Origin of the sequence: Micromonospora sp. NPDC048170 (genome assembly GCF_040652795.1) — a bacterium.
GTDB lineage: Bacteria > Actinomycetota > Actinomycetes > Mycobacteriales > Micromonosporaceae > Micromonospora.
Genome location: NZ_JBEZMR010000028.1, coordinates 38,989 through 63,007, shown reverse-complemented (window position 1 = coordinate 63,007; position 24,019 = coordinate 38,989). Strand labels below are relative to the sequence as shown.

General features: G+C 72.1%; 22 protein-coding genes and 3 pseudogenes. 5 read left to right on the top strand and 20 right to left on the bottom strand.

Translation table 11 applies throughout. From position 1 onward, the window contains the following. Positions 1–106 precede the first annotated feature (106 nt). The 9 genes and pseudogenes from era to AB0D32_RS26455 form a co-directional block, all read right to left on the bottom strand. Positions 107–1,003, bottom strand: coding sequence for a GTPase Era (gene era / locus AB0D32_RS26495; RefSeq protein WP_357095713.1), 897 nt, complete (start codon positions 1,001–1,003; stop codon positions 107–109). A 55-nt stretch (positions 1,004–1,058) separates the two neighbouring features. Continuing rightward, the gene (locus AB0D32_RS26490; RefSeq protein ID WP_357095711.1) at positions 1,059–1,445 is read right to left on the bottom strand and encodes a cytidine deaminase; all 387 of its coding nucleotides are present in this window, start codon (positions 1,443–1,445) and stop codon (positions 1,059–1,061) included. After that, on the bottom strand, positions 1,438–2,850 hold the full coding sequence (locus AB0D32_RS26485; protein ID WP_357095807.1) for a hemolysin family protein: 1,413 nt from the start codon (positions 2,848–2,850) through the stop codon (positions 1,438–1,440). The genes AB0D32_RS26490 and AB0D32_RS26485 overlap by 8 nt, the downstream gene beginning before the upstream one ends. Beyond that, entirely contained in the window at positions 2,826–3,299 is a 474-nt protein-coding gene (ybeY, locus tag AB0D32_RS26480; RefSeq protein ID WP_357095707.1) for an rRNA maturation RNase YbeY, read from the bottom strand. The genes AB0D32_RS26485 and ybeY overlap by 25 nt, the downstream gene beginning before the upstream one ends. Before the next feature lie 15 nt (positions 3,300–3,314). After that, positions 3,315–3,677, bottom strand: a pseudogene (locus AB0D32_RS26475) (PhoH family protein); the annotation flags it as partial. A gap of 264 nt (positions 3,678–3,941) precedes the next feature. Further along, positions 3,942–4,424 (bottom strand): annotated as a pseudogene (locus tag AB0D32_RS26470) (LAGLIDADG family homing endonuclease); the annotation flags it as partial. 324 nt (positions 4,425–4,748) lie between these two features. Next, positions 4,749–5,444, bottom strand: a pseudogene (locus AB0D32_RS26465) (PhoH family protein); the annotation flags it as partial. Positions 5,445–5,624: 180 nt separating this feature from the next. Next, positions 5,625–7,001, bottom strand: coding sequence for a serine hydrolase domain-containing protein (locus tag AB0D32_RS26460; RefSeq protein ID WP_357095705.1), 1,377 nt, complete (start codon positions 6,999–7,001; stop codon positions 5,625–5,627). Continuing rightward, positions 6,998–7,357 carry a histidine triad nucleotide-binding protein gene (locus tag AB0D32_RS26455; RefSeq protein ID WP_357095702.1) on the bottom strand — a complete coding sequence of 120 codons (360 nt, stop codon included), beginning with the start codon at positions 7,355–7,357 and terminating at the stop codon, positions 6,998–7,000. Before AB0D32_RS26455 ends, AB0D32_RS26460 begins: the two co-directional genes overlap by 4 nt. Positions 7,358–7,454: 97 nt before the next feature. Between AB0D32_RS26455 and AB0D32_RS26450 the strand changes: the two genes are divergently transcribed. Further along, positions 7,455–8,216 carry an SDR family oxidoreductase gene (locus AB0D32_RS26450; protein ID WP_357095699.1) on the top strand — a complete coding sequence of 254 codons (762 nt, stop codon included), beginning with the start codon at positions 7,455–7,457 and terminating at the stop codon, positions 8,214–8,216. A 49-nt stretch (positions 8,217–8,265) separates the two neighbouring features. On the opposite strand, the gene AB0D32_RS26445 is transcribed toward AB0D32_RS26450, so the two are convergent. From AB0D32_RS26445 to hrcA, 3 genes are all read right to left on the bottom strand, one after another. Further along, positions 8,266–9,000, bottom strand: coding sequence for a 16S rRNA (uracil(1498)-N(3))-methyltransferase (locus tag AB0D32_RS26445; RefSeq protein ID WP_357095696.1), 735 nt, complete (start codon positions 8,998–9,000; stop codon positions 8,266–8,268). Positions 9,001–9,107: 107 nt separating this feature from the next. Continuing rightward, positions 9,108–10,253, bottom strand: a complete 1,146-nt coding sequence (dnaJ, locus tag AB0D32_RS26440) for a molecular chaperone DnaJ (RefSeq protein ID WP_357095804.1) — start codon at positions 10,251–10,253, stop codon at positions 9,108–9,110. A 73-nt stretch (positions 10,254–10,326) separates the two neighbouring features. After that, complete coding sequence (gene hrcA / locus AB0D32_RS26435; protein WP_357095693.1) at positions 10,327–11,349, bottom strand: heat-inducible transcriptional repressor HrcA; 1,023 nt, start codon at positions 11,347–11,349, stop codon at positions 10,327–10,329. 242 nt (positions 11,350–11,591) lie between these two features. Between hrcA and AB0D32_RS26430 the strand changes: the two genes are divergently transcribed. After that, positions 11,592–12,218, top strand: a complete 627-nt coding sequence (locus AB0D32_RS26430) for a DUF4870 domain-containing protein (RefSeq protein WP_357095690.1) — start codon at positions 11,592–11,594, stop codon at positions 12,216–12,218. 41 nt (positions 12,219–12,259) lie between these two features. Here AB0D32_RS26430 and hemW read toward each other — a convergent pair whose 3' ends face one another. Continuing rightward, positions 12,260–13,483 carry a radical SAM family heme chaperone HemW gene (gene hemW / locus AB0D32_RS26425; RefSeq protein WP_357095801.1) on the bottom strand — a complete coding sequence of 408 codons (1,224 nt, stop codon included), beginning with the start codon at positions 13,481–13,483 and terminating at the stop codon, positions 12,260–12,262. A 19-nt stretch (positions 13,484–13,502) separates the two neighbouring features. On the opposite strand from hemW, the gene AB0D32_RS26420 reads away from it, so the two are divergent. From AB0D32_RS26420 to AB0D32_RS26410, 3 genes are all read left to right on the top strand, one after another. Next, positions 13,503–14,315, top strand: coding sequence for an enoyl-CoA hydratase-related protein (locus AB0D32_RS26420; protein WP_357095687.1), 813 nt, complete (start codon positions 13,503–13,505; stop codon positions 14,313–14,315). Between the two features lie 267 nt (positions 14,316–14,582). Further along, the gene (locus AB0D32_RS26415; protein ID WP_357095684.1) at positions 14,583–15,443 is read left to right on the top strand and encodes a hypothetical protein; all 861 of its coding nucleotides are present in this window, start codon (positions 14,583–14,585) and stop codon (positions 15,441–15,443) included. A gap of 188 nt (positions 15,444–15,631) precedes the next feature. Further along, the gene (locus tag AB0D32_RS26410; RefSeq protein WP_357095798.1) at positions 15,632–16,567 is read left to right on the top strand and encodes a phytanoyl-CoA dioxygenase family protein; all 936 of its coding nucleotides are present in this window, start codon (positions 15,632–15,634) and stop codon (positions 16,565–16,567) included. A gap of 189 nt (positions 16,568–16,756) precedes the next feature. On the opposite strand, the gene AB0D32_RS26405 is transcribed toward AB0D32_RS26410, so the two are convergent. The 7 genes from AB0D32_RS26405 to AB0D32_RS26375 form a co-directional block, all read right to left on the bottom strand. Continuing rightward, positions 16,757–17,398, bottom strand: a complete 642-nt coding sequence (locus tag AB0D32_RS26405; RefSeq protein ID WP_357095682.1) for an MOSC domain-containing protein — start codon at positions 17,396–17,398, stop codon at positions 16,757–16,759. Positions 17,399–17,445: 47 nt separating this feature from the next. Then, a complete protein-coding gene (locus AB0D32_RS26400) occupies positions 17,446–18,276 on the bottom strand; it encodes a carbohydrate ABC transporter permease (protein ID WP_357095795.1) in 831 nt (276 codons plus the stop codon). A 20-nt stretch (positions 18,277–18,296) separates the two neighbouring features. After that, positions 18,297–19,283, bottom strand: coding sequence for a sugar ABC transporter permease (locus tag AB0D32_RS26395; protein WP_357095679.1), 987 nt, complete (start codon positions 19,281–19,283; stop codon positions 18,297–18,299). After that, positions 19,280–20,569, bottom strand: a complete 1,290-nt coding sequence (locus tag AB0D32_RS26390) for a sugar ABC transporter substrate-binding protein (RefSeq protein ID WP_357095676.1) — start codon at positions 20,567–20,569, stop codon at positions 19,280–19,282. Before AB0D32_RS26390 ends, AB0D32_RS26395 begins: the two co-directional genes overlap by 4 nt. 228 nt (positions 20,570–20,797) lie before the next feature. After that, a complete protein-coding gene (locus tag AB0D32_RS26385) occupies positions 20,798–21,085 on the bottom strand; it encodes a GlsB/YeaQ/YmgE family stress response membrane protein (RefSeq protein ID WP_357095793.1) in 288 nt (95 codons plus the stop codon). Positions 21,086–21,419: 334 nt separating this feature from the next. Continuing rightward, positions 21,420–23,297, bottom strand: coding sequence for a translation elongation factor 4 (lepA, locus tag AB0D32_RS26380; protein WP_357095673.1), 1,878 nt, complete (start codon positions 23,295–23,297; stop codon positions 21,420–21,422). A 177-nt stretch (positions 23,298–23,474) separates the two neighbouring features. Continuing rightward, on the bottom strand, positions 23,475–24,011 hold the full coding sequence (locus AB0D32_RS26375) for a DUF4240 domain-containing protein (RefSeq protein WP_357095670.1): 537 nt from the start codon (positions 24,009–24,011) through the stop codon (positions 23,475–23,477). Between the last annotated feature and the right edge of the window lie 8 nt (positions 24,012–24,019).

Genomic DNA, 24,019 nt, shown 5'->3' with positions numbered 1-24,019 from the left:
AACCGCAGACGCCCGCCTGGACGTGACATCCTCCATACGCCCGACCGAGAACGATCACCAGCGGACCGCGCCGGTGCCGGGGCACGCAGGTGCCCCGGCACCGGCGTCAGAAGCCCAGCTTGCGCAGTTGCTTCGGGTCCCGCTGCCAGTCCTTCGCCACCCGCACGTGCAGGTCGAGGTAGACCCGGGTGCCGAGCAGCTCCTCGATCTGCTGGCGGGCCGTGGTGCCGACATGCTTGAGCCGGCTGGCCCGGTGACCGATCACGATCGCTTTCTGACTGGGCCGCTCGACGTACACATCGGCATAGATCTTCATGAGCTTGCCCTCGGGAATCATCTCCTCGACGACCACCGCGATGGAGTGCGGCAGCTCGTCGCGGACACCCTCCAGGGCGGCCTCGCGGATCAGCTCGGCGACCAGCACCTGCTCCGGGTCGTCGGTGAGCATGTCGTCCGGGTAGAGCTGCGGTGACTCGGGCAGGTAGCCGGTCATCACGTCGACCAGGGTGTCCACCTGGTGACCGGAGACCGCGCTGACCGGCACCACCTCGGCGAACTCGCCCAGCTCGCTGACGGCGAGCAGTTGCTCGGCCAGCCGCTTGCGGTCCACCAGGTCGGTCTTCGTGACCACCGCCAGCACGGTGGCCTTCAGCTCGGCCAGCTCGCCGGTGATGAACCGGTCGCCGCGCCCGATCGGCTCGTCCGCCGGGATGCAGAGGCCGATCACGTCGACCTCGCTCCAGGTCTGCCGGACCAGGTCGTTGAGGCGCTCGCCGAGCAGCGTACGGGGACGGTGCAGACCCGGGGTGTCGACCAGCACGAGCTGGGACTCCGGGCGGTGCAGGACGGCCCGGATGATGTGCCTGGTGGTCTGCGGCTTGTTCGAGGTGATGGCGATCTTCTGCCCGACGATCGCGTTGGTCAGCGTCGACTTGCCGGCGTTCGGCCGACCGACGAAACAGGCGAAACCGGCCCGGTAGGGGCGCTGCTGGAGGTCACTCACGCCGCCGCCCCACCCCGCTCGGCGGTGGCACGGGTCGCCGCGCCGTCCCGCCCGCTCACTCGGTCACCGTGCCCAGAACGGCGCCGTCCGGGGCGGCCACGTGGATCGGCGCGTCCGCGGCGAGGTCGCGTACCGCCGCGTGCCCGGCGCCGTCCAGCGTCGACGCCTCGGTGACCACCGCGGCGGCCTCCAGCCGGGTCGCGCCGGCCGCCACCGCCGAGGCCACCGCGAGCTGGAGCGCGGTGATCGTCAACGAGGGCAGCGAGACGCTGGCCGCGGCGTACGTCCGGCCGTCCTGGTCGCGGACCGCCGCGCCCTCCACGGCTCCCACCCGGCCACGCGCGCCACGCGCCAGGACGACCAGCTTGCCGTCCTCGGCGCTCAGCTCGACCGGGTCGGACGGGGTGGGCCGGGCGGCCGGTACGGCGGGTGACTCAGGCATCGGCGGGTTGCCTCTCCTCGGATCGGTTCGTGTCGTCCCGGGGCGCGGCGCGCTCGCCACGGCCGGGGCCGTTCTGTGTGTCGGTCGACTCCGCCCGGCGCACCAGCACGGTGTCGATCCGGTTGCGTCGGCCGGTGGTGCCCTCGGCGATCAGCCGGAGCCCGGCGACCTCGACCTGTGCCCCGGGGATGGGGACCCGGCCCAGGGACTGGGCGAGCAGGCCGCCGACGGTCTCCACCTCGTCGGTGGGGAGGTCGGTGTCGAACAACTCGCCCAGATCCTCCACCGGGAGCCGCGCGGTCACCCGCACCGCCCCGTCGTCGAGGTGCTCGACCGGCGGGCGCTCGACATCGTACTCGTCGGTGATCTCCCCGACGATCTCCTCCAGGATGTCCTCGATGGTGACGAGCCCGCCGGTGCCGCCGTACTCGTCGACGACGATGACCAGGTGGTTGCGGGCGGCCTGCATCTCCGAGAGCAGGTCGTCGACCGGCTTGGACTCGGGCACGAAGGTGGCGGGGCGCATCAGCTCGGCCACCGGGAGTTGGTGGTCTGCCAAGGCACCGCCCTGGGTCCGCCGGATCAGGTCCTTGAGGTAGAGCACGCCGAGCACGTCGTCGACGCTCTCGCCGATGACCGGGATCCGCGAGAAACCGGAGCGCAGGAAGAGCGCCAGCGCCTGGGAGAGCGTCTTGCCCTCCTCGATCCACACCATCTCGGTACGCGGCACCATCACCTCCCGGGCGATGGTGTCGCCGAGCGCGAAGACCGAGTGGATCATCTGTCGCTCGCCGTGCTCCACGACGCCGCGCTGCTCGGCCAGGTCGACCAGTTCGCGCAGCTCCACCTGGGTGGCGAACGGCCCCTCCCGGAAGCCACGCCCCGGGGTGACCGCGTTGCCGATCAGGATCAGCAGCGAGGCGAGCGGGTTGAGCGCCCGGCCCAGCCAGCGGACCAGCGGGGCGACGGACCTCCCCACCACGTACGCGTGCTGCCGGCCGATGGTGCGCGGGCCGACCCCGACCACCACGAAGCTGATCACGGTCATCGCGCCGGCGGTGACCAGCGCCGCGCGCCAGCCCGCGCCGAAGGTGTCCACCGCGACCAGCGCCACCAGCGTGGTGGCGGTCAACTCGGCGAGCAGCCGCAACAGCAGGAGCAGGTTGAGGTGGCGGACCACGTCCCCGGCGACGGCCTGGAGCGTGCGCGCGCCCCGCGCGCCGTCACGGGCCAGCTCGGCGGCACGGGCGGGCGAGACCGCGGCGAGCGCCGCCTCGGTCATTGCGATCAGGCCGGCCAGCACCACCAGGCTGGCCGCGAAGACCAGCAGTTGCAGATCGGGCAGGCCGGTGGCGCCGGCCGCCAGTATCGGGATGTTCATCACCGGGACCGGGTCGACCGCCAGCTCGCCAGCAGCCGGGCCTGCAAGGCGAACATCTCCCGCTCCTCCTCCGGCTCGGCGTGGTCGTAGCCGAGCAGGTGCAGCACGCCGTGCACGGTGAGCAGGTGCAGCTCGTCGGCGGGTGCGTGGCCGGCGGTGGCCGCCTGCTTGGCCGCCACCTCCGGGCAGAGCACGATGTCGCCGAGCAGCGCGGGCTCGCCGCCGGCGGCGGTCGACTCGCCCGGCCCGTGGTCGACGCTGCCCTCGTCCATGGGGAAGGCGAGCACGTCGGTCGGGCCGTCACCGCCCATCCACCGGTGGTTGAGCTCGGTCATGTAGTCGATGTCGACCAGCAGCACGGACAACTCGGCAAGGGGGTTGACCCCCATCTCGTCGAGGGCGTGCCGGGCGACGGCGAGCACGGCGTCGGTGTCGACGTCGACACCGGACTCGTTGGCGATCTCGATGGACAACTGTCTTCCCTCGGTCTAGCGGCGCCGGCCGGCCCGGCCGCCCTGGGCGGACCGCCCGGGCACGGCGTGCACGCCCTGCGCCTGCTGATTCTCCCGCTCGGCGTCCCAGCGGGCGTACGCGTCGACGATCTCCCCGACCAGTTGGTGACGGACCACGTCGGAGCTGGAGAGCTGGGCGAAGTGCACGTCCTCGACGTTCTCCAGGATCTCCCGGACCACCCGCAGGCCGCTCGTCGTCCCGCCGGGGAGGTCCACCTGGGTGACGTCACCGGTGACGACGATCTTGGAACCGAAGCCGAGCCGGGTGAGGAACATCTTCATCTGCTCGGGCGTCGTGTTCTGCGCCTCGTCGAGGATGATGAACGCGTCGTTGAGCGTGTTGTGCGTAACCAGGAAGTCGTCGGTCACGTACAGCGAGTCCTCCGCCGCGACCTGGATGCACATCGTCTCCTGAAACCCCGCCGGGAGGATCGAGTCGATGAAGCGCATCGGCCGGCCGCCCCCGTGCTCGTCGTACAGCCGGCGCTTGCGCGACAGGCGGAACGGCGACACACCGGCGGGAAGCCGGATCTCCACGACGTACGCGTCGGCACGGTAGGGAACAGGACGTCCCTTGGCCAGCCCCGGTTTGCGGCCCTCGGCCTCCCGCACCCGCCACGTGGCCACGCCGCCGAGCGACTGGACCAGGTGCACCACGTCGTCCCGCAGCCGCGGGGAGGTCGTCGAGTGCTGTACCCGGCACGTGCGCCCGGCCTGGACGACCGGCCCACCGTCGCTGTCCAGCAGGCCTTGAAGCACGGCCAGACGGACGTCGACGCTGTTGTTCTTGTAGACGTCGGGCACGAACTTCGTGCCCGACGTGGCCCCGGCCAGACCCAGCTCGCGGACGGCGAGCGTGACCGGGTTCGCGACGATCACCCCGCCCCGGTGCCCGTTGACGTGCCGGAGGACGTAGTCGTAGTCGCCCTTGCGGACGAGTTCGATGTCGGGCAGCGCTTCCTCGAGTGCGACGGCGAGCTCCGGATCCGCTGTGCAGAAGGCGGGCGTCGCTCGTGACGAGATCGAGCCGTCCCCGAGCAGCAGACCAACCGCGTACGGATCGAGCGGGACGTCCTGCGGCTCCATGTGCACGGGTGCCACGACCGGGAGCTCGTACCGGCGGGCGTGCCCCCGCCGCTCCTTGCCGACCATCTGGCGCGTCTCGAGGGTGCGCCGACGGCCGCGCCGCTTGTCCTCCGGCGTCGCGACGGTCCAGAGGTGCTCGCCGCAGCAGAGGGTGGACGCGCCGTCCTGGGCGGTGACCCGGTAGACCTGCTTGCGTCCCTGCGGGAAGATGCCGATCACCGGCGTGGGCGTCCCGTTCGAGCCGATCACCAGATCACCCACCCGGAGCGACCCGAACGGCTTGAAGCCTTCCGGAGTCAGAACCCGGGCGTCATAGGGCTGCGCCCGCCCCCGCATATATGCCAGCGGCGCGACCTCGATGGTGCCCGCCGCCATCAGCTTGGGGATGGAATCCGGGTCGAGCATGTCGTGCAGCGCGTCGTAGAGCGGGCGCAGGTAGGGGTCGATCTTCTCGTTGAGCGTGCCGGGCAGGAAGCCGAGCCGCTCCCCCGCCTCGACCGCCGGCCGGGTGAGGATGATCCGGTTGACCTGCTTGGCCTGCAACGCCTGGACGGCCTTCGCCATCGCCAGGTAGGTCTTGCCGGTGCCGGCGGGGCCGATGCCGAAGACGATGGTGTGCGCGTCGATCGCGTCGACGTAGCGCTTCTGCCCCAGCGTCTTGGGACGGATGGTGCGCCCGCGCCGGGAGAGGATGTTGAGCGTCAGGACCTCGGCGGGCCGCTCGGCGCCGCCCTGCTCGAGCATGCCGACGGTACGCCGGACGGCGTCAGTGGTCAGGGTCTCGCCTTTCTCGATGAGCTCGAGCAGCTCGCTGAAGAGCCGCTCGGCGAGAGCGTTGTCGGCGGGGGCGCCGGTGATGGTGATCTCGTTGCCCCGGACGTGCACGTCACTGTCGACCGAGCGCTCGACCAGTCGCAGGATCTCGTCACCCGCGCCGAGCAGGTTGACCATGATCTTGGAATCCGGGACGGTGATCCTGGTCTGCACCCGGGACGGGCCGGGAGGTGGGGTGCCGGTCATAGGTCGGGCCGAGGGGCCCTGCGCCACCTGCTCTCGATCTCGGCGCCGGGCCTGCTGGCGCGGCGCGCTGACGTTCCTGCCATCTTATCTTTCCAACAGCGGTGGCACCCTGCCCATTTCCGCGGGGTACGGCACAAACGGCACGGGCCGGGCCCGGCCCCGCCCGTGCCGCGCCGTCCGTCAGGAGCCGGAACGGAAGTCGTACCGCTCGAAGGTCTCCTGGTGGCGGGTGAACCGGTAGGTCGCCCAGTGCATCCGGACCACCGTGCCCTGCTCGTCCCGGGTCAGCCGGAGCAGCTCCCCCGCCTCCCGGCCGGAGACCGTGCGGAACACGTCCGGCCGGTCCGGCAGCGGGACGAAGACCGACGGCGGCCTGCCCGCCGGGTCGGCGGCGCCCCGGGCCCGCAGCTCGCCGTCGTGCCAGGAGAAGACGTACTCGAAACCCTCGCCCCACCAGCGGCCCAGCAGCCCCCGTACGCCCTCCGGGGCGGGCGGGCCCGGCCGCCACGGCGCGATGTCGGCCGGGTCGTGCTCGACCGCGGCGGCCAGCAGCCGGTGCGGCAGGTCGATGACCTCGCCGGCGGTGCCGGAGGAGCCGAGCACCGCGACGCCCATCGCGCCGGGAGTGCCCTCCCCGCCCCGCCGGCCGTAGACGGCGGCCAGGAAGCCGGGCATCGCGCCGTCGTGGCCGACGTGCATGATCCGCTTTCCCTGCGGCACCAGGATCAGCCCCAGCCCGAAGCCGCCGGCCCAGAGCGCCTCGTCGGTGACCGTCGCCGGCCAGCGCATCTCGTCCAGGGTGGCCGGGGCGAGCACGGCGCCGGCCGGGTCCACCGCCGCCGGGTCGGCGAGGAAGGCCGCCCAGCGGGCCATGTCGGAGGCGGTGCTCCAGAGCTGCGCCGCCGGCCCGACCGCCCCGAAGTCGGTGGGCGGCTCGGGATGCGCCTCGTCGGAGTACGCGTCGACCAGGAACCCTGTCGCGGCGTGCGGCCCGGGTTCCGTCGAGGTCTCGGCCAGCCCCAGCGGGGCCAGCACCCGCTCGGCGAGCACCTCCGCCCAGGTGCCGCCGCGCAGGTGCCCGACGAGCCGGCCGAGCAGCGCCATGCCGAGATTCGAGTAGTGGTAGCGGCGGCCCGGGGGCAGCACCCGCTCGGCCCGGGACAGGTCGGCGACCAGCTCCTCGACATCCGGGGCGCGCAGGGTGTCCCAGACGTCGCCGTACGGCTCCCGTTGCAGGCCGGCGGTGTGCGACAGCAGCCGGCGCACCGTCAGCTCCCCGTGTGCCGGCAGGTCCAGGTGCCGGCCCAGCGGGTCGTCGAGGTCGAGCAGGCCGTCGTCGCGGCACTGGAGCGTCAGCACGGCCGTGAACGTCTTGGTGACCGACCCGATCCGGAACCGGGTGCCCGGGCCCAGCTCGCTGTCGTTGCCGGTGCCGCCGACGGCGCACGTCCAGAGCGGCCGGTCCGCCCGGTGCAGGGCCGCCGACACCGCCGGCACCCGGCCCTGCGCCTGCACCGTCCGCACCATCCGGGACAGCCGGTCGTCGACCGCCGTCACCCGAGGTTCCGGACCAGCATCGGGCCCAGCGGCGCCCCGCCGAGCACGTGCGCGTGCGCGTGGAAGACCTCCTGGCCGCCGTACGCGCCGGTGTTGAACATCAACCGGAAGCCGTCGCCGAGCAGCCCCTCGTCCTCGGCCACCGCGGCGGCCGTGGCGAGGACCTCCCCGGCCAGTTCCGGATCGCCCTGGGCGAGCGTCGCCACGTCGGCGTAGTGCTCCTTCGGAATGACCAGCACGTGCACCGGCGCCTTCGGGTCGATGTCGCGGAAGGCGAGCGTGGTGGCGGTTTCCCGGACGATCGTGGCCGGAATCTCCCCGGCGACGATCCGGCAGAACAGGCAGTCGGTTCCCATCGGGGCAGTGTAAGGAAGGGCCCCCTGTTGACGCCTGCGGTAGAGGAAGGGTCCCTTCCCTACGGCGCGGGCGGGCCGGCAGGGCATGATGGCCGGCGTGACTTCACGGGCGGTACTGGTGACGGGGGCCTCGCGCGGCATCGGACGGGCGGTGGCGACCGCGTTCGCGGCCGGCGGCGACCGGGTGGCGATCCACCACCGCGACTCGGCGGAGCTGGCCGAGGAACTTCGGGCGCAACTGCCCGGCGAGGGGCACGTGGTGGTCCGCGCCGACCTGACCGACCCGGATGCCGTACGGGCCATGGTGGACGAGGCCGCCGGCCTGCTCGGCGGGCTGGACGTGCTGGTCAACAACGCCGGGGTGTACGGCGAACGGAACGCCCCGCACCCCGTCTTCGGCGCCTCCTACGAGCAGTGGCGCGCCCAGTGGCGGCAGGTGCTGGAGACCAACCTGACCGGTGCGGGCAACGTCATCTGGTGCGCGGCGCAGCACATGCGGGACCGGGGCGGCCGGATCGTCAACGTCTCCTCCCGGGGAGCCTTCCGGGGCGAGCCGGAGCAGCCGGCGTACGGGGCGAGCAAGGCCGGGCTGAACGCGCTGGGCCAGTCGCTGGCGGTGGCCCTCGCGCCGTACGGCATCACGATCGCCACGGTCGCCCCGGGCTTCGTGGAGACGGAGATGACCACCGAACACCTGAGCGGGGAGCGGGGCGTCGCGATCCGGGCGCAGAGCCCGTTCAACCGGGTGGCCCGTCCCGAGGAGATCGCCGCCGCCGTGCACTGGCTCGCCTCCCCGCAGGCCGAGTGGGCCTCCGGCACCATCGTCGACCTCAACGGCGCCTCCTACCTCCGCAGCTGACCCACTCCGGGCCCGAGCAGGGCACGTCCCGCTCCGGCAGGGCTGCGGGTCACCAGTGGGCGAGGCGGGTGGCGAGGACCGAGAGGGCGGCCACACCGGCGGTGGAGGTACGCAGCACCGAGGGGCCCAGGCGGACCGGGCGGGCGCCGGCGGCCCGGAACGTGTCCAGTTCGGCGTCGGCGATGCCGCCCTCCGGGCCGACGACCAGCACGATCTCCCCGGCGGCGGGCAGTTCGACGGCGGTCAGCCGCTCCTGCGCCTCCTCGTGCAGCACGAACGCGGCGGCGGCACCCGAGATCCGGTGGGCCACCCGGGTCGTCGACTCGTCCGGCGTACCGGCGACCACGGGCAGCCAGGCGCGGCGGGCCTGCTTGGCCGCCTCCCGGGCGGTCGCCGCCCACTTCTCCCGCGCCCGTACGCCCCGGTCGCCGCGCCACTGGGTCACCGACCGGGCGGCGGCCCAGGGAACGATCTCGTCCACGCCGACCTCGGTCATCGCCTGCACGGCCAACTCGCCCCGGTCGCCCTTGGCGATGCCCTGCACCACGACCAGGCGCGGAAGGGACGCGTCGACGTACCCCCGGGAGGTGATCTCGAGGTCCAGCGTGCCCCGGCCGACGGCGGTGACCACCGCGTCGGCCGTGCCGCCCCGTCCGTCGGCGAGCAGCAGCCGCTCGCCGACGCGCAACCGTTGCACGGTGGCGGCGTGGTGCCCCTCGGGGCCGTCGAGGGTCAGCCGATCGGCGGTGGGCAGCGGGTCGACCAGGAACAGCGGCGCGGACACGACGATCAGGCTAGCCGCCCCGGCGGGCACCGGGGCGGCGAGGCCGGGAGAGCGGGAGACGAACCGGGCGGCGACGGATCGCCGCGACGGGCGGCGGCCCGGGACCGTCAGGCGTGGCCGTTGAAGGCGTCGCGCATCCGGGAGAAGAAGCCGCCCTGCTTGCTGAGCTCGGCGACCTCCTCGCCCCGGGTCTTGGCGAAGTCGCGCAGCATCCGTTCCTGGTCGGCGTCGAGCTTGGTGGGGGTGCGCACGTCGAGGTGGACGTAGAGGTCGCCCCGGCCGGTGCCGCGCAGGTGCGGCACGCCCCGGGCGCGCAGCCGCAGCGTGCTGCCCGGCTGGGTGCCGGCCTTGACGTCGACCGTCTCCTCGCTGTCCAGCGTCTTGATGGTCAGCCGCGTGCCCAGCGCCGCCGCGGTCATCGGCACGGTGACGCGGCAGTGCAGGTCGTCGCCCTTGCGGGAGTAGACGTCGTGCGGGCGCTCGTGGATCTCCACGTAGAGGTCGCCGGCCGTGCCGCCGCCCGGGCCGACCTCGCCCTGCTGGGCCAGCCGGATGCGCATGCCGTCCTCGACGCCGGCCGGGATCTTGACGGTCAGCGACCGCCGGGTGCGGACGCGGCCGTCGCCGGCGCAGGTCGGGCACGGGTGCGGGATGGTGGTGCCGTGCCCCTGGCAGACCGTGCACGGCCGGGCGGAGACCACCTGACCGAGGAAGGTGCGCTGCACGGACTGCACCTCGCCCCGCCCGGCGCACGCCTCGCAGGTCGCCACGTGGGTGCCGGCCGCGGTGCCGGCGCCGGTGCAGGTCGTGCAGAGCACGGCGGTGTCGACGGTGATCGGCGCCTCGACGCCGAACGCGGTCTCGTGCAGGTCCAGCTCCAGCCGCAGGATCGCGTCGGCGCCGGGCCGGGTCCGCGGTCGCGGACCCCGTGAACCGCCGGCCGCGCCGCCGAAGAACGCGTCCATGATGTCCTGGAAGCCGACGAACGGCCCGGCGCCGCCGGGACCGCCCGGTCCTCCCGCGCCCCCGCCGCCGGGGGCGAGCGGGTCGCCGCCCAGGTCGACGATCTGCCGCTTCCGGTCGTCCGAGAGGACCTCGTACGCGGCGTTGATGTCCTTGAACTTCTCCTGGGCCTCCGGATCCGGATTCACGTCCGGGTGGAACTGCCGCGCCAGCTTGCGGTAGGCGCGCTTGATCTCGTCGTCGGAGGCTTCCCGGCTCACCCCGAGAATGCCGTAGTAGTCCCTGGCCACTGCGTTCCGTGTCCTCATGTTCGTCTCGCGTTGCGCCGGTCGGCGGCCGGAGCCGGCCGTCGGCCCTGACTGGTCAGTTCTGGGCCAGCAGCTCGCCCACGTAGCGTGCCACGGCCCGCACCGTGGCGATGGTGCCGGGGTAGTCCATCCGGGTCGGCCCGAGCACGCCGAGGCCGCCGACGCTGGTCGCGCCCGGCCCGTAGCCGGTGCTGACCACCGAGGCGGCGCGCAGGTTGTCGACCTCGTTCTCGTCACCGATCAGCACCCGCGTCGTGCTCGGCTCCGCCTCGCCGATGAGTTTGAGCATCACGACCTCCTCCTCCAGCGCCTCCAGGATGGGGCGCAGGGAGCCCTGGAAGTCGAGCAGGCCACCGCGGGTGAGGTTGGCCGTGCCGGCGAGCGCGATCCGCTCCTCGTGCCGCTCGATCAACGTCTCGAGCAGCACGGTGGAGAGGGTGGTCATGGCCGGCCGCAGGTGCGGCACCGACTCCTCGACCAGGGCCTGCACCAGCGGCGGCGTCTCCGACAGCCGGGTGCCGACCAGCTTCTCGTTGACCAGCCGGCGCAGGTCCGTGACGTGGTCGGCGGGAATCGGCGCGGGCAACTCGACCAGCCGCTGCTCGACCCGGCCGGTGTCGGCGATCATGACCAGCATCAGCCGGGTGGTGGAGATCGGCACCAGCTCCAGGTGGCGCACCGAGGAGCGGGCCAGGCTCGGGTACTGCACGACGGCGACCTGCCGGGTGAGTTGCGCCAGCAGCCGGACCGTGCGGTGCACCACGTCGTCGAGGTCGACGGCGCCGACCAGGAAACGCTCGATCGCCCGGCGCTCGGCGGGGCTGAGCGGCTTCACCCGGGACAGCCGGTCCACGAAGAGCCGGTAGCCCCGGTCGGTGGGCACCCGCCCCGCACTGGTGTGCGGCTGGCGGATGTAGCCCTCCTCCTCCAGCACGGCCATGTCGTTGCGGACGGTCGCCGGGGAGACCCCGAGCTGGTGCCGCTCGACCAGCGCCCTGCTGCCGACGGGCTCCTGCGTGGCGACGTAGTCCTCGACGATCGCACGCAGCACGGCGAGCTTGCGGTCGTCGAGACCCATCCTCCCCACCTCCTGTCGCACGTCGGCCCCGGCCCGTGTGGGGCCGGGCGGGCTGCTGGCACTCGACTGTAGCGAGTGCCAGTCTACGTCGGCGGGGCCGCCGACGCGATGATCAACCTCGGGCGTTCAGTCCGATCGGCGACCACCCGGGCCTGCCCGACGGCGTCAGGGGACGGCCATTCGGACATCCCGGCCGGTGTCACGCTGGTGCGTCCTTGCCGGCTGCCCCTACCGTGACCTCCATGACTGAACCACCTCGCCCTCCCGGAGCGGGGGACCCCGGCTTCCAGCCGGACCCGGCCGCCCCGTCGGGGGTTCCCGGCCCTTCCGGCTTCGAAGAACCCACCACACCGCTGTCCGGGGCCCCGGCCCCGGGCGGCTATCCGCCACCCGGTGGCTATCCGCCGCCCACCGGTGACCAACCGCCGACGGGCGGCTATCCCCCGGCGGGCGGTTATCCCCCGCCGGGGGCCGGCTATCCGGCCGGCGGCGGCTACGGCCCGCCGACGGGCGGCTACGCCAACAACGAGGACAAGAACTGGGCCCTGATCGCCCACTTCGGCGGCGCGGTCGGCGTGATCGTCGGCGGCGGCCTGCTCGGCTGGCTGGCGCCGGTCATCGCGCTGATGGTCCGGGGGCAGCAGTCGCCGACGGTCCGGGCGCACGCCGTCGCGGCGCTGAACTTCCAGCTCACCTGGACGATCGTCGGTGTGCTCAGCTGGGTGCTCACGCTGATCACCTGCGGCGTGCTGTTCTTCGTCCCGATGCTCGTCTGGCTGGTGCCGCTGATCTTCGGGATCATCGGCGGGATCAAGGCCAACGAGGGCGTGCTCTACCGCTACCCGATGACCTACAGCTTCGCCAAGTGACCCGGGGCCGGCCGCTCCCCCGGCCGGCCCCGGCACGCGGTTCAGGGCAGCAGGTCGCGGACGACCGCGTCGGCGAGCAGCCGGCCCCGCAGGGTCAGCACGGCGCGGCCGGCCGCGTACTCGGCGGCGGCCAGCAGCCCGTCGGCGTGGGCCCGCCCTGCGCCGGCCCGGCCCGCGGCGTCGAGGGCGGCCAGCGGTAGCCCGGAGGCGAGGCGGAGCCGGAGCATGACGTCCTCCATGTGCGCCTCGGCGGCGGTCAGCACCTCCCGGGCCAGGCCGGGCGACCCGCCGCCGGCCAGCCGCTTCGCGTACGTCGTGGGGTGCTTGACGTTCCACCAGCGCACGCCGCCGACGTGGCTGTGCGCCCCCGGGCCGAGCCCCCACCAGTCGGCGCCGGTCCAGTAGAGCAGGTTGTGCCGGCACCGGGCCGCCTCGTCGCGGGCCCAGTTCGACACCTCGTACCAGGAGAGCCCGGCCGCGCCGAGGGCGGCCTCCGCGGCGAGGTAGCGGTCCGCGGCGACGTCGTCGGAGGGGTACGCCAGCTCGCCGCGCCGCATCCGGGCGGCGAGCCGGGTGCCGTCCTCCACGATCAGGGCGTACGCGCTGACGTGGTCCACCCCGGCGGCGACGACCTGGTCGAGGGAGGCGGCGAAGTCCGCCTCGGTCTCCCCCGGCGTGCCGTAGATCAGGTCCAGGTTGACGTGCTCGAACCCGGCGTCGCGCGCCTCACGGGCGGCGGCGACGGCCCGCCCTGCGCTGTGCGTCCGGTCGAGGATCGCCAGCACCCCCGGCGCGGCGGACTGCATGCCCAGCGAGATCCGGGTGTAGCCGGCCGCCCGCAGCGCCTTCAGCGACGCCGGGGTGACCGACTCCGGGTTGGCCTCGGTGGTCACCTCGGCGTCGGGCGCGAGCCCCCACGTGCGGTCGATGCCGTCGAGGATCCGGGCCAGGTCGTCGGCGGGGAGCAGGGTCGGGGTGCCGCCGCCGACGAAGACCGTGTCGACCCGGGCCGGCGGGGCGTCGCCCAGCACCCGGCGGGCGAGCGCCAACTCGGCGAGCACGGTGTCGGCGTAGTCCTCCCGGCCCGCCCCACCGCCCAACTCGGCGGCCGTGTACGTGTTGAAGTCGCAGTAGCCGCAGCGGCTGGCGCAGAACGGCACGTGTACGTACACACCGAAGCCGCGTGCGCCGACGGCACGGGTGGCGGTGGCGGGCAGCGAACCGTCGACGGGGACGGTTTCGCCTTCTGGAAGGACGCCGGGCATGGCCACTAGTGTGCCCGGCATGACCTCTCCCGACGTGCTCGTGCGGGCCGCCACGGCCAGTGGGGTGACCACCCTCACCCTGGACAGTCCGCACAACCGCAACGCGCTCTCCACGCCGCTGATGACCCAGCTGCTGGCCGGCCTTGCCGAGGCTGTCACCGACGACGCCGTACGCGTGATCGTGCTCGACCACACCGGCCCGGTCTTCTGTTCCGGGGCGGACCTGAAGGAGACGGCCGCCGCGTACGCCAGCGGGACGGTGCCGGCCGGGATGCTCGGCGACGTGCTCGCGGCGGTCTGGGAGTGCCCGAAGCCGGTGGTGGCGAAGGTGGCCGGCCCGGCGCGGGCCGGCGGCCTCGGCCTCATCGCGGCGGCCGACCTGGCGGTGTGCGCGCAGGAGGCGACGTTCGCCTTCACCGAGGTGCGGATCGGCGTGGTCCCTGCGGTGATCTCCGCGACCGTGCTGCCCCGCCTGCACCCCCGCGCGGCGGCCGAGCTCTACCTGACCGGGGACACCTTCGACGGCCGGCGGGCGGCCGAGATCGGTCTGGTCACCGCCGCCGTGCCGGCGGACGGACTGGACGCGGCGGTGGCCGGGTACTGCGGCTCTCTGGTACGGGGGGCACCGGGCGCGCTGGCCGGGGCGAAGCAGTTGCTGCGCCGGCCGCCCGCCGGGGACCTGCGGGCGGAGATCGCCGGGCTGTCCACCCTCTCGACCGGATACTTCCTGTCGGAGGAGGGACGCGAGGGCGTCCTGGCGTTCCGGGAGAAGCGGCCGGCGCGCTGGGTGCCCGCCGCCGGCGGCGACGCCACGACGGACACCGGCCGGTAGCGCCGGGGCGGGCATCGGTTCGTACCGCCGGGACCGGTCACGGCGGGCAGGGCCGGGTGCACCCCGGGGGCCGGGGCCGGCCGGGAGACCGGGACGGGTGAGGCCGCGCCGGAAACGGGAACGTCCGGACTCCGCCTGTCGGGGCCGCCGGAGGGTGCGGGGCGTCCGCCCGGCGGCCGGTGCCACGCCCTACGGTCGGGGAGAACCGGTCGGACGACCCGGAAGGCGCCACGGGGGACGTACGCTTGTCGGACTGTCGATCAGGGGGTGTGGGTGCGTACACGGGCAGTCGTGGCGGGCGGCGTCGTGCTCGTCGTCCTCGCCGCGGTCGGGATCTGGATCGTCATCCGGCAGGTGGGCGGGCAGTTGCGCCTCCCCCTGTCCAGCCGCACGTGCACGGTGCAGGCGGACGGCCGGGTCGCCCTCGATCCCGATCAGATGGCCAACGCGGCGACGATCGCGGCGATCGGCATCCAGCGGAAGATGCCCGAGCAGGCCGTCGTCGTGGCGCTGGCCACCGCCTACCAGGAATCCGGCCTGCGCAACCTCGCCGGCGGCGACCGCGACTCGGTCGGGCTGTTCCAGCAGCGCCCGAGTCAGGGTTGGGGCACCCCGGAGCAGATCCGCGACCCCAGGTACGCGGCCGGGAAGTTCTACGCCGCCCTGAAGAAGGTGCGCGGCTGGGAGCAGATGCGGGTCACCGACGCGGCACAGAAGGTGCAGCGTTCGGCCTTCCCGGAGGCGTACCAGAAGTGGGCGGACGAGTCCGAGGTGCTGACCCGGGCCCTGCTCGGGCACGCCACCGGCGCGGTCGCCTGCACGGTGGGCCGCGACCCGGCGATGCGTGGCGAGGCCGCGGCGAACGCGCTGACCCGGGGCCTGTCGCTGGACTGGGGCCTGGCCGGCGCGACCGCCGCGGCGGACCTGACGGGCCTGACGGTCCCGGCCGCCGACGAGCGACGGGGCTGGCGGTACGCGCACTGGCTGGTCTCCCACGCCCAGGACCACGGCGTGAAGCGGGTGCGCTTCGGCGACCTGGAGTGGACGGCCCGCGACGGCACCTGGAACCGGACCGACGACGCCCCGGCTGCCGGGCGGGTCGTCGCGGAGGTCTTCGCCGAGGCGTAGTGGCCTCGATCTCCTTACCAGCGGTCACCGCACAATCCGGCATTCTCCTTCTAATGCCTCATCGCGCCCCGGCGAGATGACGGAGTGTCGCCCCCTCGCTCCCCAGAGTCCGGACAACGGTGGCATATCGTGCTGGGCGGTAGGCCGTCCCGGAAGCAGCGCGTTACGATCGGCGGCCTGTGCCAGTAATGGTTTCGCCTCATGGGGAGGGGTACGTCGAGGTGTTCGACTACGGCGACCGGACCGGTTACGAACCGATCAGTGACACCGACCGCAAGGAATTCCACGAGCAGGGCTTCCTCCTGCTGCGCAACGTCCTGACGGAGGACCACCGGGCGGCGCTGGAGGCGGCGGTGGACCGCGTCTACGCCGAGGAGCAGGCGAAGGGCACCACCACCAAGGACGGCACCCTGCACCTGCTGGGCTTCCTGGAGCGCGACGAGCTCTTCGGCGACCTGCTGACCCACCCGATCGCCTTCCCGTACATGTGGGGCCTGGCCGGCTGGAACATCTACACCCACCACAACCACCTGGACGTCACCCCGCCGGCGCTGGAGCCGGAGAAGCCGTACTGGGGGTGGCACCAGGACGGGTACCGGCAGAACTCCGACCCGGAGACGATGGACCCGAACCTGCCCCGGCCGATGTTCTCGCTCAAGGTGGCCTACGTCCTCTCCGACCTGTCGGAGAACGGCCGGGGCGCCACCAAGGTGATCCCGGGCAGTCACCTGTGGAACTCGCTGCCCCGCCCGGCGGACACCTCCGTGCACAACCCGGACCCGGAGGGCACGGTGGAGATCACCGCCAACCCCGGTGACGCCTTCATCTTCGACCGCCGCCAGTGGCACTCGCGGTCGACGAACCTGTCGACCATCACCCGCAAGATGCTCTTCGTCGGCTACACCTACCGGTGGATCCGGCCGCTGGACGAGCTGCACATCGACAAGGACGGCGAGTGGTGGGCCAACCGCACGCCGGTGCAGCGCCAGCTCTGCGGTGAGGGCACCCACACCGCCAACTACTGGGGCATCAACTGGGACGGCTACATCGACGACGAGATCCCGCTGCGCAAGGAGCTCAAGCAGCGCGGTCTGCTCGACCGCAGCGTGCCCTGGCTGCGCTGAGCCGGTCACCCGGCGCGCGCCGGGACGACGCCGGACGGGCCCCCTCCCCACGGGACGGGGCCCGTTCCCGTTCGTCCGTCCGCGCCTGTCACGGCCGGCCACGCCGATGTCCTGTCCTGTCCCGTCCCGTCCTGGCCTCGGTACCGGCAGACAGCAGACAGCAGACAGTGTCCTTGTGGGCGGCGGCGGTCAGCTCCGGCCGGCGAGCCGGCGGCTCACCTTCTCCCGGATCTGCTCGGGCAGTTCCGGCGCGTCGAGCAGCCGGGGCAGCAGCTCCGGCTCCAGGCTCATGGCCCGGAACACCTCGCCGATCGTCACCCCGTGCGCGGGCCGGTCCACCACCTCGACCGGGTCGCCCGCGCCGACCTCTCCCTCGCGCAGCACCCGCAGGTACGCCCCGGGCGTCGCCCGCACCGTGAACCGCCTGATCAGGTCGGGTACGCCCCAGAAGCCGGCGAAGGTGGTGCACGGCGTACGCGGCTTGGTCACCTGGAGCAGCGCCGACCCGACCGCCCACTGCTCGCCGATCACGGCGTCCGTCACGTCCACCGCGTACGTGGTCAGGTTCTCGCCGAAGCCGCCCGGGCGGATGCTCCGGCCGATCTCCGCCGCCCACCAGGCGGCGTCCTCCTCGGCGTACGCGTAGACCGCCTGGTCCGGGCCGCCGTGGTGGGCGCGCTCGCCGATGAAGTCGCCGGCGACCCCGTCCGCGCGCAGCAGCACCGGACCGTCGACCGGCCGCTTGTCGATGCCGCTGCGGCCGCTCGCGTCGCCCGCCCATTCCGCCTCGGTCACGCCGCCGAGGTTCACCGATGCCAGCCTGCCCGTCATGGCGGTCAGCCTAGCGGGCCCCGCGGACCACCCGTCCTGCGTCGGCGTCAGCCCTTCACGGCGCCGGCCACCAGTCCGGAGACCATCCGCCGCTGCACCAGCAGGAAGAAGATGATCACCGGCAGGGTGAACAGGGTGGAGGCGGCCATCACCGGACCCCAGGCGGTGTCGTCGCGGCCGAAGAAGAACGTCATCGCGACCGGCAGGGTGTAGCTCTCCTGGTCGTTGATGAAGGTCAGCGCGAAGATCAGCTCGTTCCAGGCGGTGATGAACGAGAAGATGCTCGTGGCCACCAGTCCGGGCGCCACCAGCGGGAAGAGGACCTTCCGGAAGATCTGCGCCCGACTGGCCCCGTCGATGGCGGCGGCCTCCTCCAGTTCCTTGGGTACGGCGGCGACGAAGCCCCGCAGCATCCAGATTGCGAACGGCAGCGAGAAGCCGAGGTAGGTGAGGACCAGGCTGGGCAGGGTGTTGTATAGCCCCAGCCGCTGGATCATCAGGAACAGCGGGATGACCAGCGCTTCCAGCGGGATCATCTGCACCACCAGCAGCATGATCAGGAAGGTGGTCCGCAGCTTGAACCGGAACCGGGCCACCGCGGTGGCGGCCAGCAGCGCGACCAGGCCGCTGAGCACCACGGTGGAGACCGCGACCAGCACGCTGTTGAGGAAGAAGTCGCCGAAGGTGACGCCCGGGATCAGGTTGCCGGTGAGGATCTGCCGGTAGTGCTCCAGGGTCGGCTCGGTGGGCACCGGCCGGGGGGTCGACGAGAAGATCTCCGAGCTCGGCTTGAGCGAGGTGGAGATCATCCAGTAGACCGGGAACGCGGCGAAGAGCGCCACCAGCAGCCCCGCGCCGTTGAGGGCGATCCGCTTCACGCCTGCGCCGCCGCGTCGCGTCACGCGTCCTCCTCCTGCTTGAGCACCATGCGGACGTAGAGGCCGGTCACCACCAGCAGGATCAGGGTGAGGATCACCGCGATCGCGGCACCGAGGCCGTACTTGGGCGGGGGCGAGAACGCCTCCGCGTACGAGTAGATGGAGAGCATGAACGTCGGCCGGTCCTGCGTGCCGCCGGCCAGCACGAACTGCTGGGTGAAGACCTTGAAGTCCCAGATGGTGGAGAGCACGATCAGGATGCCGAAGACCGGCCGCAGCAGCGGGAAGGTGATCTTCCAGAACACCTTCCACGGCCCGGCCCCGTCGACGCGGGCCGCCTCGTGCAGCTCGCTCGGCACGCTCTTCAGGCCGGCCAGCACGCTGACCGCGATGAACGGGAACGAGTGCCAGACCACCACCAGGGTCAGGATCGAGAAGAACAGCAGGGGTGAGTTGAACCAGCCGTAGCCGGTCCAGTCGCTGCGCCCGAAGAGGCCCTGCGACAGCCCGTCGGGCAGCGCGTTGAACAGCCAGGTGACCAGGCCGCTGGTGTCGTCGAAGATCCACTTCCAGACGATCGTGCCGGTCAGCGCCGGGGTGGCCCAGGCGAGCATCACGCAGCTGGCCACGAAGGCGGCCATCCGCTTGCCGAGCCGGTTGAGCAGCAGCCCGACCAGGGTGCCCAGGACCATCGTGAGCGCGACGTTGGCCACGGCGAACAGGACGGTGTTGCGCAGCACCGTCAGGAAGAACGGATCGCTGAGGATCTCGGCGTAGTTTCCGAGGCCCACCCACGGCCACTCGCGGTCGCCGCGCAACTGTCGGACGTTGTTGAGCCGGTGGAAGGACATCACCACCACCTGGCCGAGCGGCCAGAGCAGCAGCACGCCGATGATCACCAGGCAGGGCAGGAGCAGCAGGTAGGGCAGGCGGTCCACCCGGCGACGCCGCCGCGCGGGGGTCTCCCGCGCGGCAGGCGTCTCCGGCGCCTCGGTCAGCGTGGTCACTTGGCGTTGAGGATGCTTTCCATCTCCGCGGCCGCGTCGGCGGTAGCCTTCTCGACCGTCTTCTGACCCTTCATGACCGAGCTGTTCATCGCCTGCGTCACCGTCTTGGTGCGGCTGACCTCCACCCACTTGGGGGTGAGCGGCGTGAGCTTGGTGTTCTGCATCGTGGTGGCGAACGCCGCCATCATCTTGTCGCTGGTGTACTTGTCGCCACCGACGAGGTCCTTGTAGATCGGGAAGAAGCCGAGGCTTTCGGCGAAGGCCTGGTCGTTCTTCTTGCTCAGCAGCACGGTCAGGTAGTCCCAGGCGAGGCTCTGCCGCTCGCTGTCCTTCCAGATCGCGATGTCGGAGCCGCCGGCGAAGGCGGGCGCCGCCTTACCGTCGGGGCCGGGGATCGGGAACGTGCCCCAGACCTTCTCGATCTCCGGGTTGTCCTTCTTGATGGCGCCCTGCTGCCAGCTGCCGCCGAAGGCCATCGCCGCCTTGCCGGTGGCGAACTGGGTCCGGGCGTCGATCTCGTTCCAGCCCGCGGCGGCCGGCGGGGCCACCTTGTGCACGGTCACCATGTCGGTCCAGAACTTGACGGCCTTCTGCGCCTCGGGCGTGTTGTACCCGGACTTCCAGGTGTCGCCCTGCTTGGTCGCGATCTCCCCGCCGGCACCCCAGAGGAACGAGTAGAAGGGCAGCTCGGAGTTGCCGGGCAGCGCGATGCCGTAGGTGCCCGGCTTCTTGGCCTGCACGGTCTTGGCGGCGGAGACCATCTCCTCCCAGTTCGTCGGCGGCTTCACGCCCGCCTCGGCGAACCAGTCGGTGCGGTAGTAGATCCCCCGGACGCCGGCGTACCACGGCACGCCGTACTGCTTGCCGTCGAGCTGGGCGTTCTTGACCAGGTCGGGGAGGATGTCCTTGCCCTCGGCCCAACCGTTCATCCGGTCGGTCACGTCGGCCAGCGCCTCCTGCGCCGCCCAGCCCTGGGTCTCGGTGTTGCCCAGTTCGGTGATGTCCGGTCCCTCGCCGCCGGCCAGCGCCGCCTGGAACTTCTTCGGCGCCTCGAGCCAGGGGATGTACTGGACCACCACATCCGTGTCCGGGTGCTTCTGCCGGAACTCGGCCTCGACGCCGTCGAGGAACTTGGTCTGGGTTTCGCTGCCCTCGCCCATCATCCAGACCGTGAGCTTGCTGTTGTCGGCGGCCTTCTCGTCATCGGAGCCACCACAACCGGCCAGGACCATCGCGGCCGAGGCCACGACGGCGGTGACCGGAGCCAGCCGCTTCCACCTGTTCACGCCACATCTCCCTCGCGCCGCTTGGCACTAACCTTCTCCGCCGCACCTTAGTAGGAAAAAATCCTTTACGACAGTGGACGGTCCGGCGAAAGAGAGGCGACGGTACCGCAGTCAATGGATCATGTGGCGCCGGGCGCGGGGGCGAAATCGGTCGTACCGGACGATCGGGGCGCACGCGAAACGGGCGCCCGACCTGTCGGTCGGACGCCCGTCGAGCGCGGTACGGGGTTACCGGTGAGTGACGCTGCGGCGTCGACCGACACCGGCGACCAGTGCCACGGCGATCGCGGCCAGCACCACCTGGACCAGCAACTCGGCCCAGTCGACCCCGGCGGTCTCGGTGGCGATGCCCATCGCCCGAGCCAGCACGGTGCCCAGCAGCGCGGCGCCGACACCAATCAGCATGTGCAGCCAGATCGGCATGTTCTGGCGGCCCGGCACGACCAGGCGACCCAGAGCGCCGACAATGAGACCAACGATGAGCGCAGTGACGATGCCCCAAACGGTGAGCTCCACGTCGCCCTCCTCCTCTAAAAGAATCAGTTCCACGGTCTGTGGTGTTCCTGTCGTGACCGCTAAGTTCCCGACCCTTCGAAATCCCAAACCGGTTCGACCGGCGAGGGGCGACGTCGTACGTCAATGGCACGCCGCGTGGCGGCTGCCGTCGCGCGATCATCCGCGCAGGTGGCGCCCTTCTGACCGGCGGGCGGAGGCCGGGGCCGTTCGGGCCGGAAAATTCCTTCGACGCGAACGGCCGGTGCCCCGGTCGGGCGGGACCGACAAAGGGTCCGCAGCCCGGCCGGGGCACCGGCCGTCGTACGTTGTCATCCGCCGGCGAACCGGCGGCGCGTCACTTCTTGCCGGGCGCCTTGGCGTCGCCGGAATCGGAGGAGAGCGCGGCGATGAAAGCCTCCTGGGGGACCTCCACCCGGCCCACCATCTTCATTCGCTTCTTGCCTTCCTTCTGCTTCTCCAGCAGCTTGCGCTTACGGCTGATGTCACCGCCGTAGCACTTGGCGAGCACGTCCTTGCGGATCGCCCGGATGGTCTCCCGGGCGATCACCCGGCTGCCGATCGCCGCCTGGATCGGCACCTCGAACTGCTGGCGCGGGATCAGGTTGCGCAGCTTCGCCGCGATCGTGACGCCGTAGTTGTACGCCTTGTCCTTGTGCACGATCGCACTGAACGCGTCCACCGGCTCGCCGTGCAGCAGGATGTCGACCTTCACCAGGTCGGACGCCTGCTCGCCGGAGGGCTCGTAGTCCAGCGAGGCGTAGCCCTTGGTGCGGCTCTTCAACTGGTCGAAGAAGTCGAAGATGATCTCCGCGAGGGGCAGCGTGTAGCGCAGCTCCACCCGGTCGGCGGAGAGGTAGTCCATGCCGATCAGGCTGCCCCGGCGGCCCTGGCAGAGCTCCATCACCGCGCCGACGTAGTCGTTCGGGGTGAGCACCGTGGCGCGCACGATCGGCTCGTACACCTCGGCGATCTTGCCCGTGGGGTACTCGCTCGGGTTCGTCACGACGATCTCCTCGCCGTCCTCCGTGATGGCCCGGTAGACCACGTTCGGCGCGGTGGAGATGAGGTCGAGGTTGTACTCGCGTTCCAGCCGCTCCCGGATGATCTCCAGGTGCAGCAGGCCGAGGAAGCCGCAGCGGAACCCGAAGCCCAGCGCGCCCGACGTCTCCGGCTCGTAGTCGAGCGCGGCGTCGTTGAGCTTGAGCTTGTCCAGCGCCTCGCGCAGGTTGGGGTAGTCGGAGCCGTCGATCGGGTAGAGGCCCGAGTAGACCATCGGCTTCGGGTCCTTGTAGCCGCCCAGGGCCTCCTTCGCCGGCCGGGAGTTGATGGTGATCGTGTCACCGACCCGGGACTGGCGGACGTCCTTCACGCCGGTGATCAGGTAACCCACCTCGCCGACGCCGAGCGCGTCGGCCTTCACCATCTCCGGCGAGATGACGCCGATCTCCAGCAGCTCGTGCACGGCGGCGGTGGACATCATCTTGATCCGGTCGCGGGCGCTGATCCGCCCGTCGATGACCCGGACGTACGTCACCACGCCCCGGTAGACGTCGTAGACCGAGTCGAAGATCATCGCGCGGGCGGGCGCCTCCGCGTCGCCGACCGGTGGCTTGAACTGCCGGACGATCTCGTCGAGCAGGTACGGCACGCCCTCGCCGGTCTTGCCGGAGACCCTGATGCAGTCCGCCGGGTCGCCGCCGATGAGGTGGGCCAGCTCCTCGGCGTACTTCTCCGGCTGGGCGGCCGGCAGGTCGATCTTGTTGAGCACCGGGATGACGTGCAGGTCGTTCTCGAGCGCGAGGTAGAGGTTGGCCAGGGTCTGCGCCTCGATGCCCTGCGCGGCGTCGACCAGCAGCACCGCGCCCTCGCAGGCGGCCAGCGACCGGGACACCTCGTAGGTGAAGTCGACGTGGCCCGGCGTGTCGATCATGTTGAGCACGGCGGACTCGCCCGTCCGTTCGCCCTCCCGGATGCTCCAGGGCATCCGGACGGCCTGGCTCTTGATCGTGATGCCGCGCTCGCGCTCGATGTCCATCCGGTCGAGGTACTGCGCACGCATCTGCCGGGGGTCGACCACGCCGGTGAGCTGCAACATCCGGTCGGCCAGGGTCGACTTCCCGTGGTCGATGTGGGCGATGATGCAGAAGTTCCGGATGCGCGCCGGGTCGGTGGCACCAGGAGCGTTCGCGCCGGAATCGAGCGTCGGTGGCACAGCGGTCCGTTCTGGTCGGCTGACGTGAGCGGGCCGGCGACGCCGGCCCCCTCTATGCTCCCACGTCGCCGCGGCGCGTCCGCTGCGCGGGCGATCCCCGCCGTCGGGACCGCCCGGAAAGCGCCGCCCGGCCGGCACCACACCCGGTGTCGATGTGGCCGGCGGGGGCCGCCGGGCTCACTCGGCGGGCGGCTCCACGAAGAGGGCGGCCAGCTTCGGCAGCCGCCGCTTCGCCTCCTCCTCGTCGTCGAAGTCCCAGAAGTCGTTGAGGTCGGGCACCGGCGCCGGCTCCCGGTCCGCCGGCAGTTCGGCGGCGGTGGCCCGGCGGTACGCGTCCCACGGCACCGCCAGCATCTCCGCGCCGGAGAACTCCTCCCCGCTCAGCGAGGCCGCCCGGACCTGCGACAGCTCGGCCAGCGAGTCCGGGGCGGCGACGGCACGGGCGAACACCTCCCGGCCCTGGGTCATCAGCCAGCCCCGGAAATGCTGGAAGCCCTCGTCGGACACACCGCCGTTGATCAGGTAGGCGGCGCCCCAGAGATCGACCGAGTGCGAGGCGGACAACACCCGGGCCTGGTGGCGGGCGTACCCGACGATGTCCTCCGGGTCCCGCTCGGCGAGCAGGGCGACGGCCCGCGCGGCGACCGCGTGGGGTTCGCCCCCGCCGCCCGCCCGGGCCCGGTCGATCAACTGCCAGAAGTCGTCGGTCCTCATGGCCTGGC

Coding starts and splice junctions, on each gene's coding strand:
- AB0D32_RS26455 (WP_357095702.1), bottom strand. CDS start 7,357: ATGGGAACCGACTGCCTGTTCTGCCGGATCGTCGCCGGGGAGATTCCG.
- hemW (WP_357095801.1), bottom strand. CDS start 13,483: ATGCCCGGCGTCCTTCCAGAAGGCGAAACCGTCCCCGTCGACGGTTCG.
- hrcA (WP_357095693.1), bottom strand. CDS start 11,349: ATGGGTCTCGACGACCGCAAGCTCGCCGTGCTGCGTGCGATCGTCGAG.
- AB0D32_RS26430 (WP_357095690.1), top strand. CDS start 11,592: ATGACTGAACCACCTCGCCCTCCCGGAGCGGGGGACCCCGGCTTCCAG.
- AB0D32_RS26490 (WP_357095711.1), bottom strand. CDS start 1,445: ATGCCTGAGTCACCCGCCGTACCGGCCGCCCGGCCCACCCCGTCCGAC.
- AB0D32_RS26410 (WP_357095798.1), top strand. CDS start 15,632: ATGGTTTCGCCTCATGGGGAGGGGTACGTCGAGGTGTTCGACTACGGC.
- AB0D32_RS26420 (WP_357095687.1), top strand. CDS start 13,503: ATGACCTCTCCCGACGTGCTCGTGCGGGCCGCCACGGCCAGTGGGGTG.
- AB0D32_RS26375 (WP_357095670.1), bottom strand. CDS start 24,011: ATGAGGACCGACGACTTCTGGCAGTTGATCGACCGGGCCCGGGCGGGC.
- AB0D32_RS26405 (WP_357095682.1), bottom strand. CDS start 17,398: ATGACGGGCAGGCTGGCATCGGTGAACCTCGGCGGCGTGACCGAGGCG.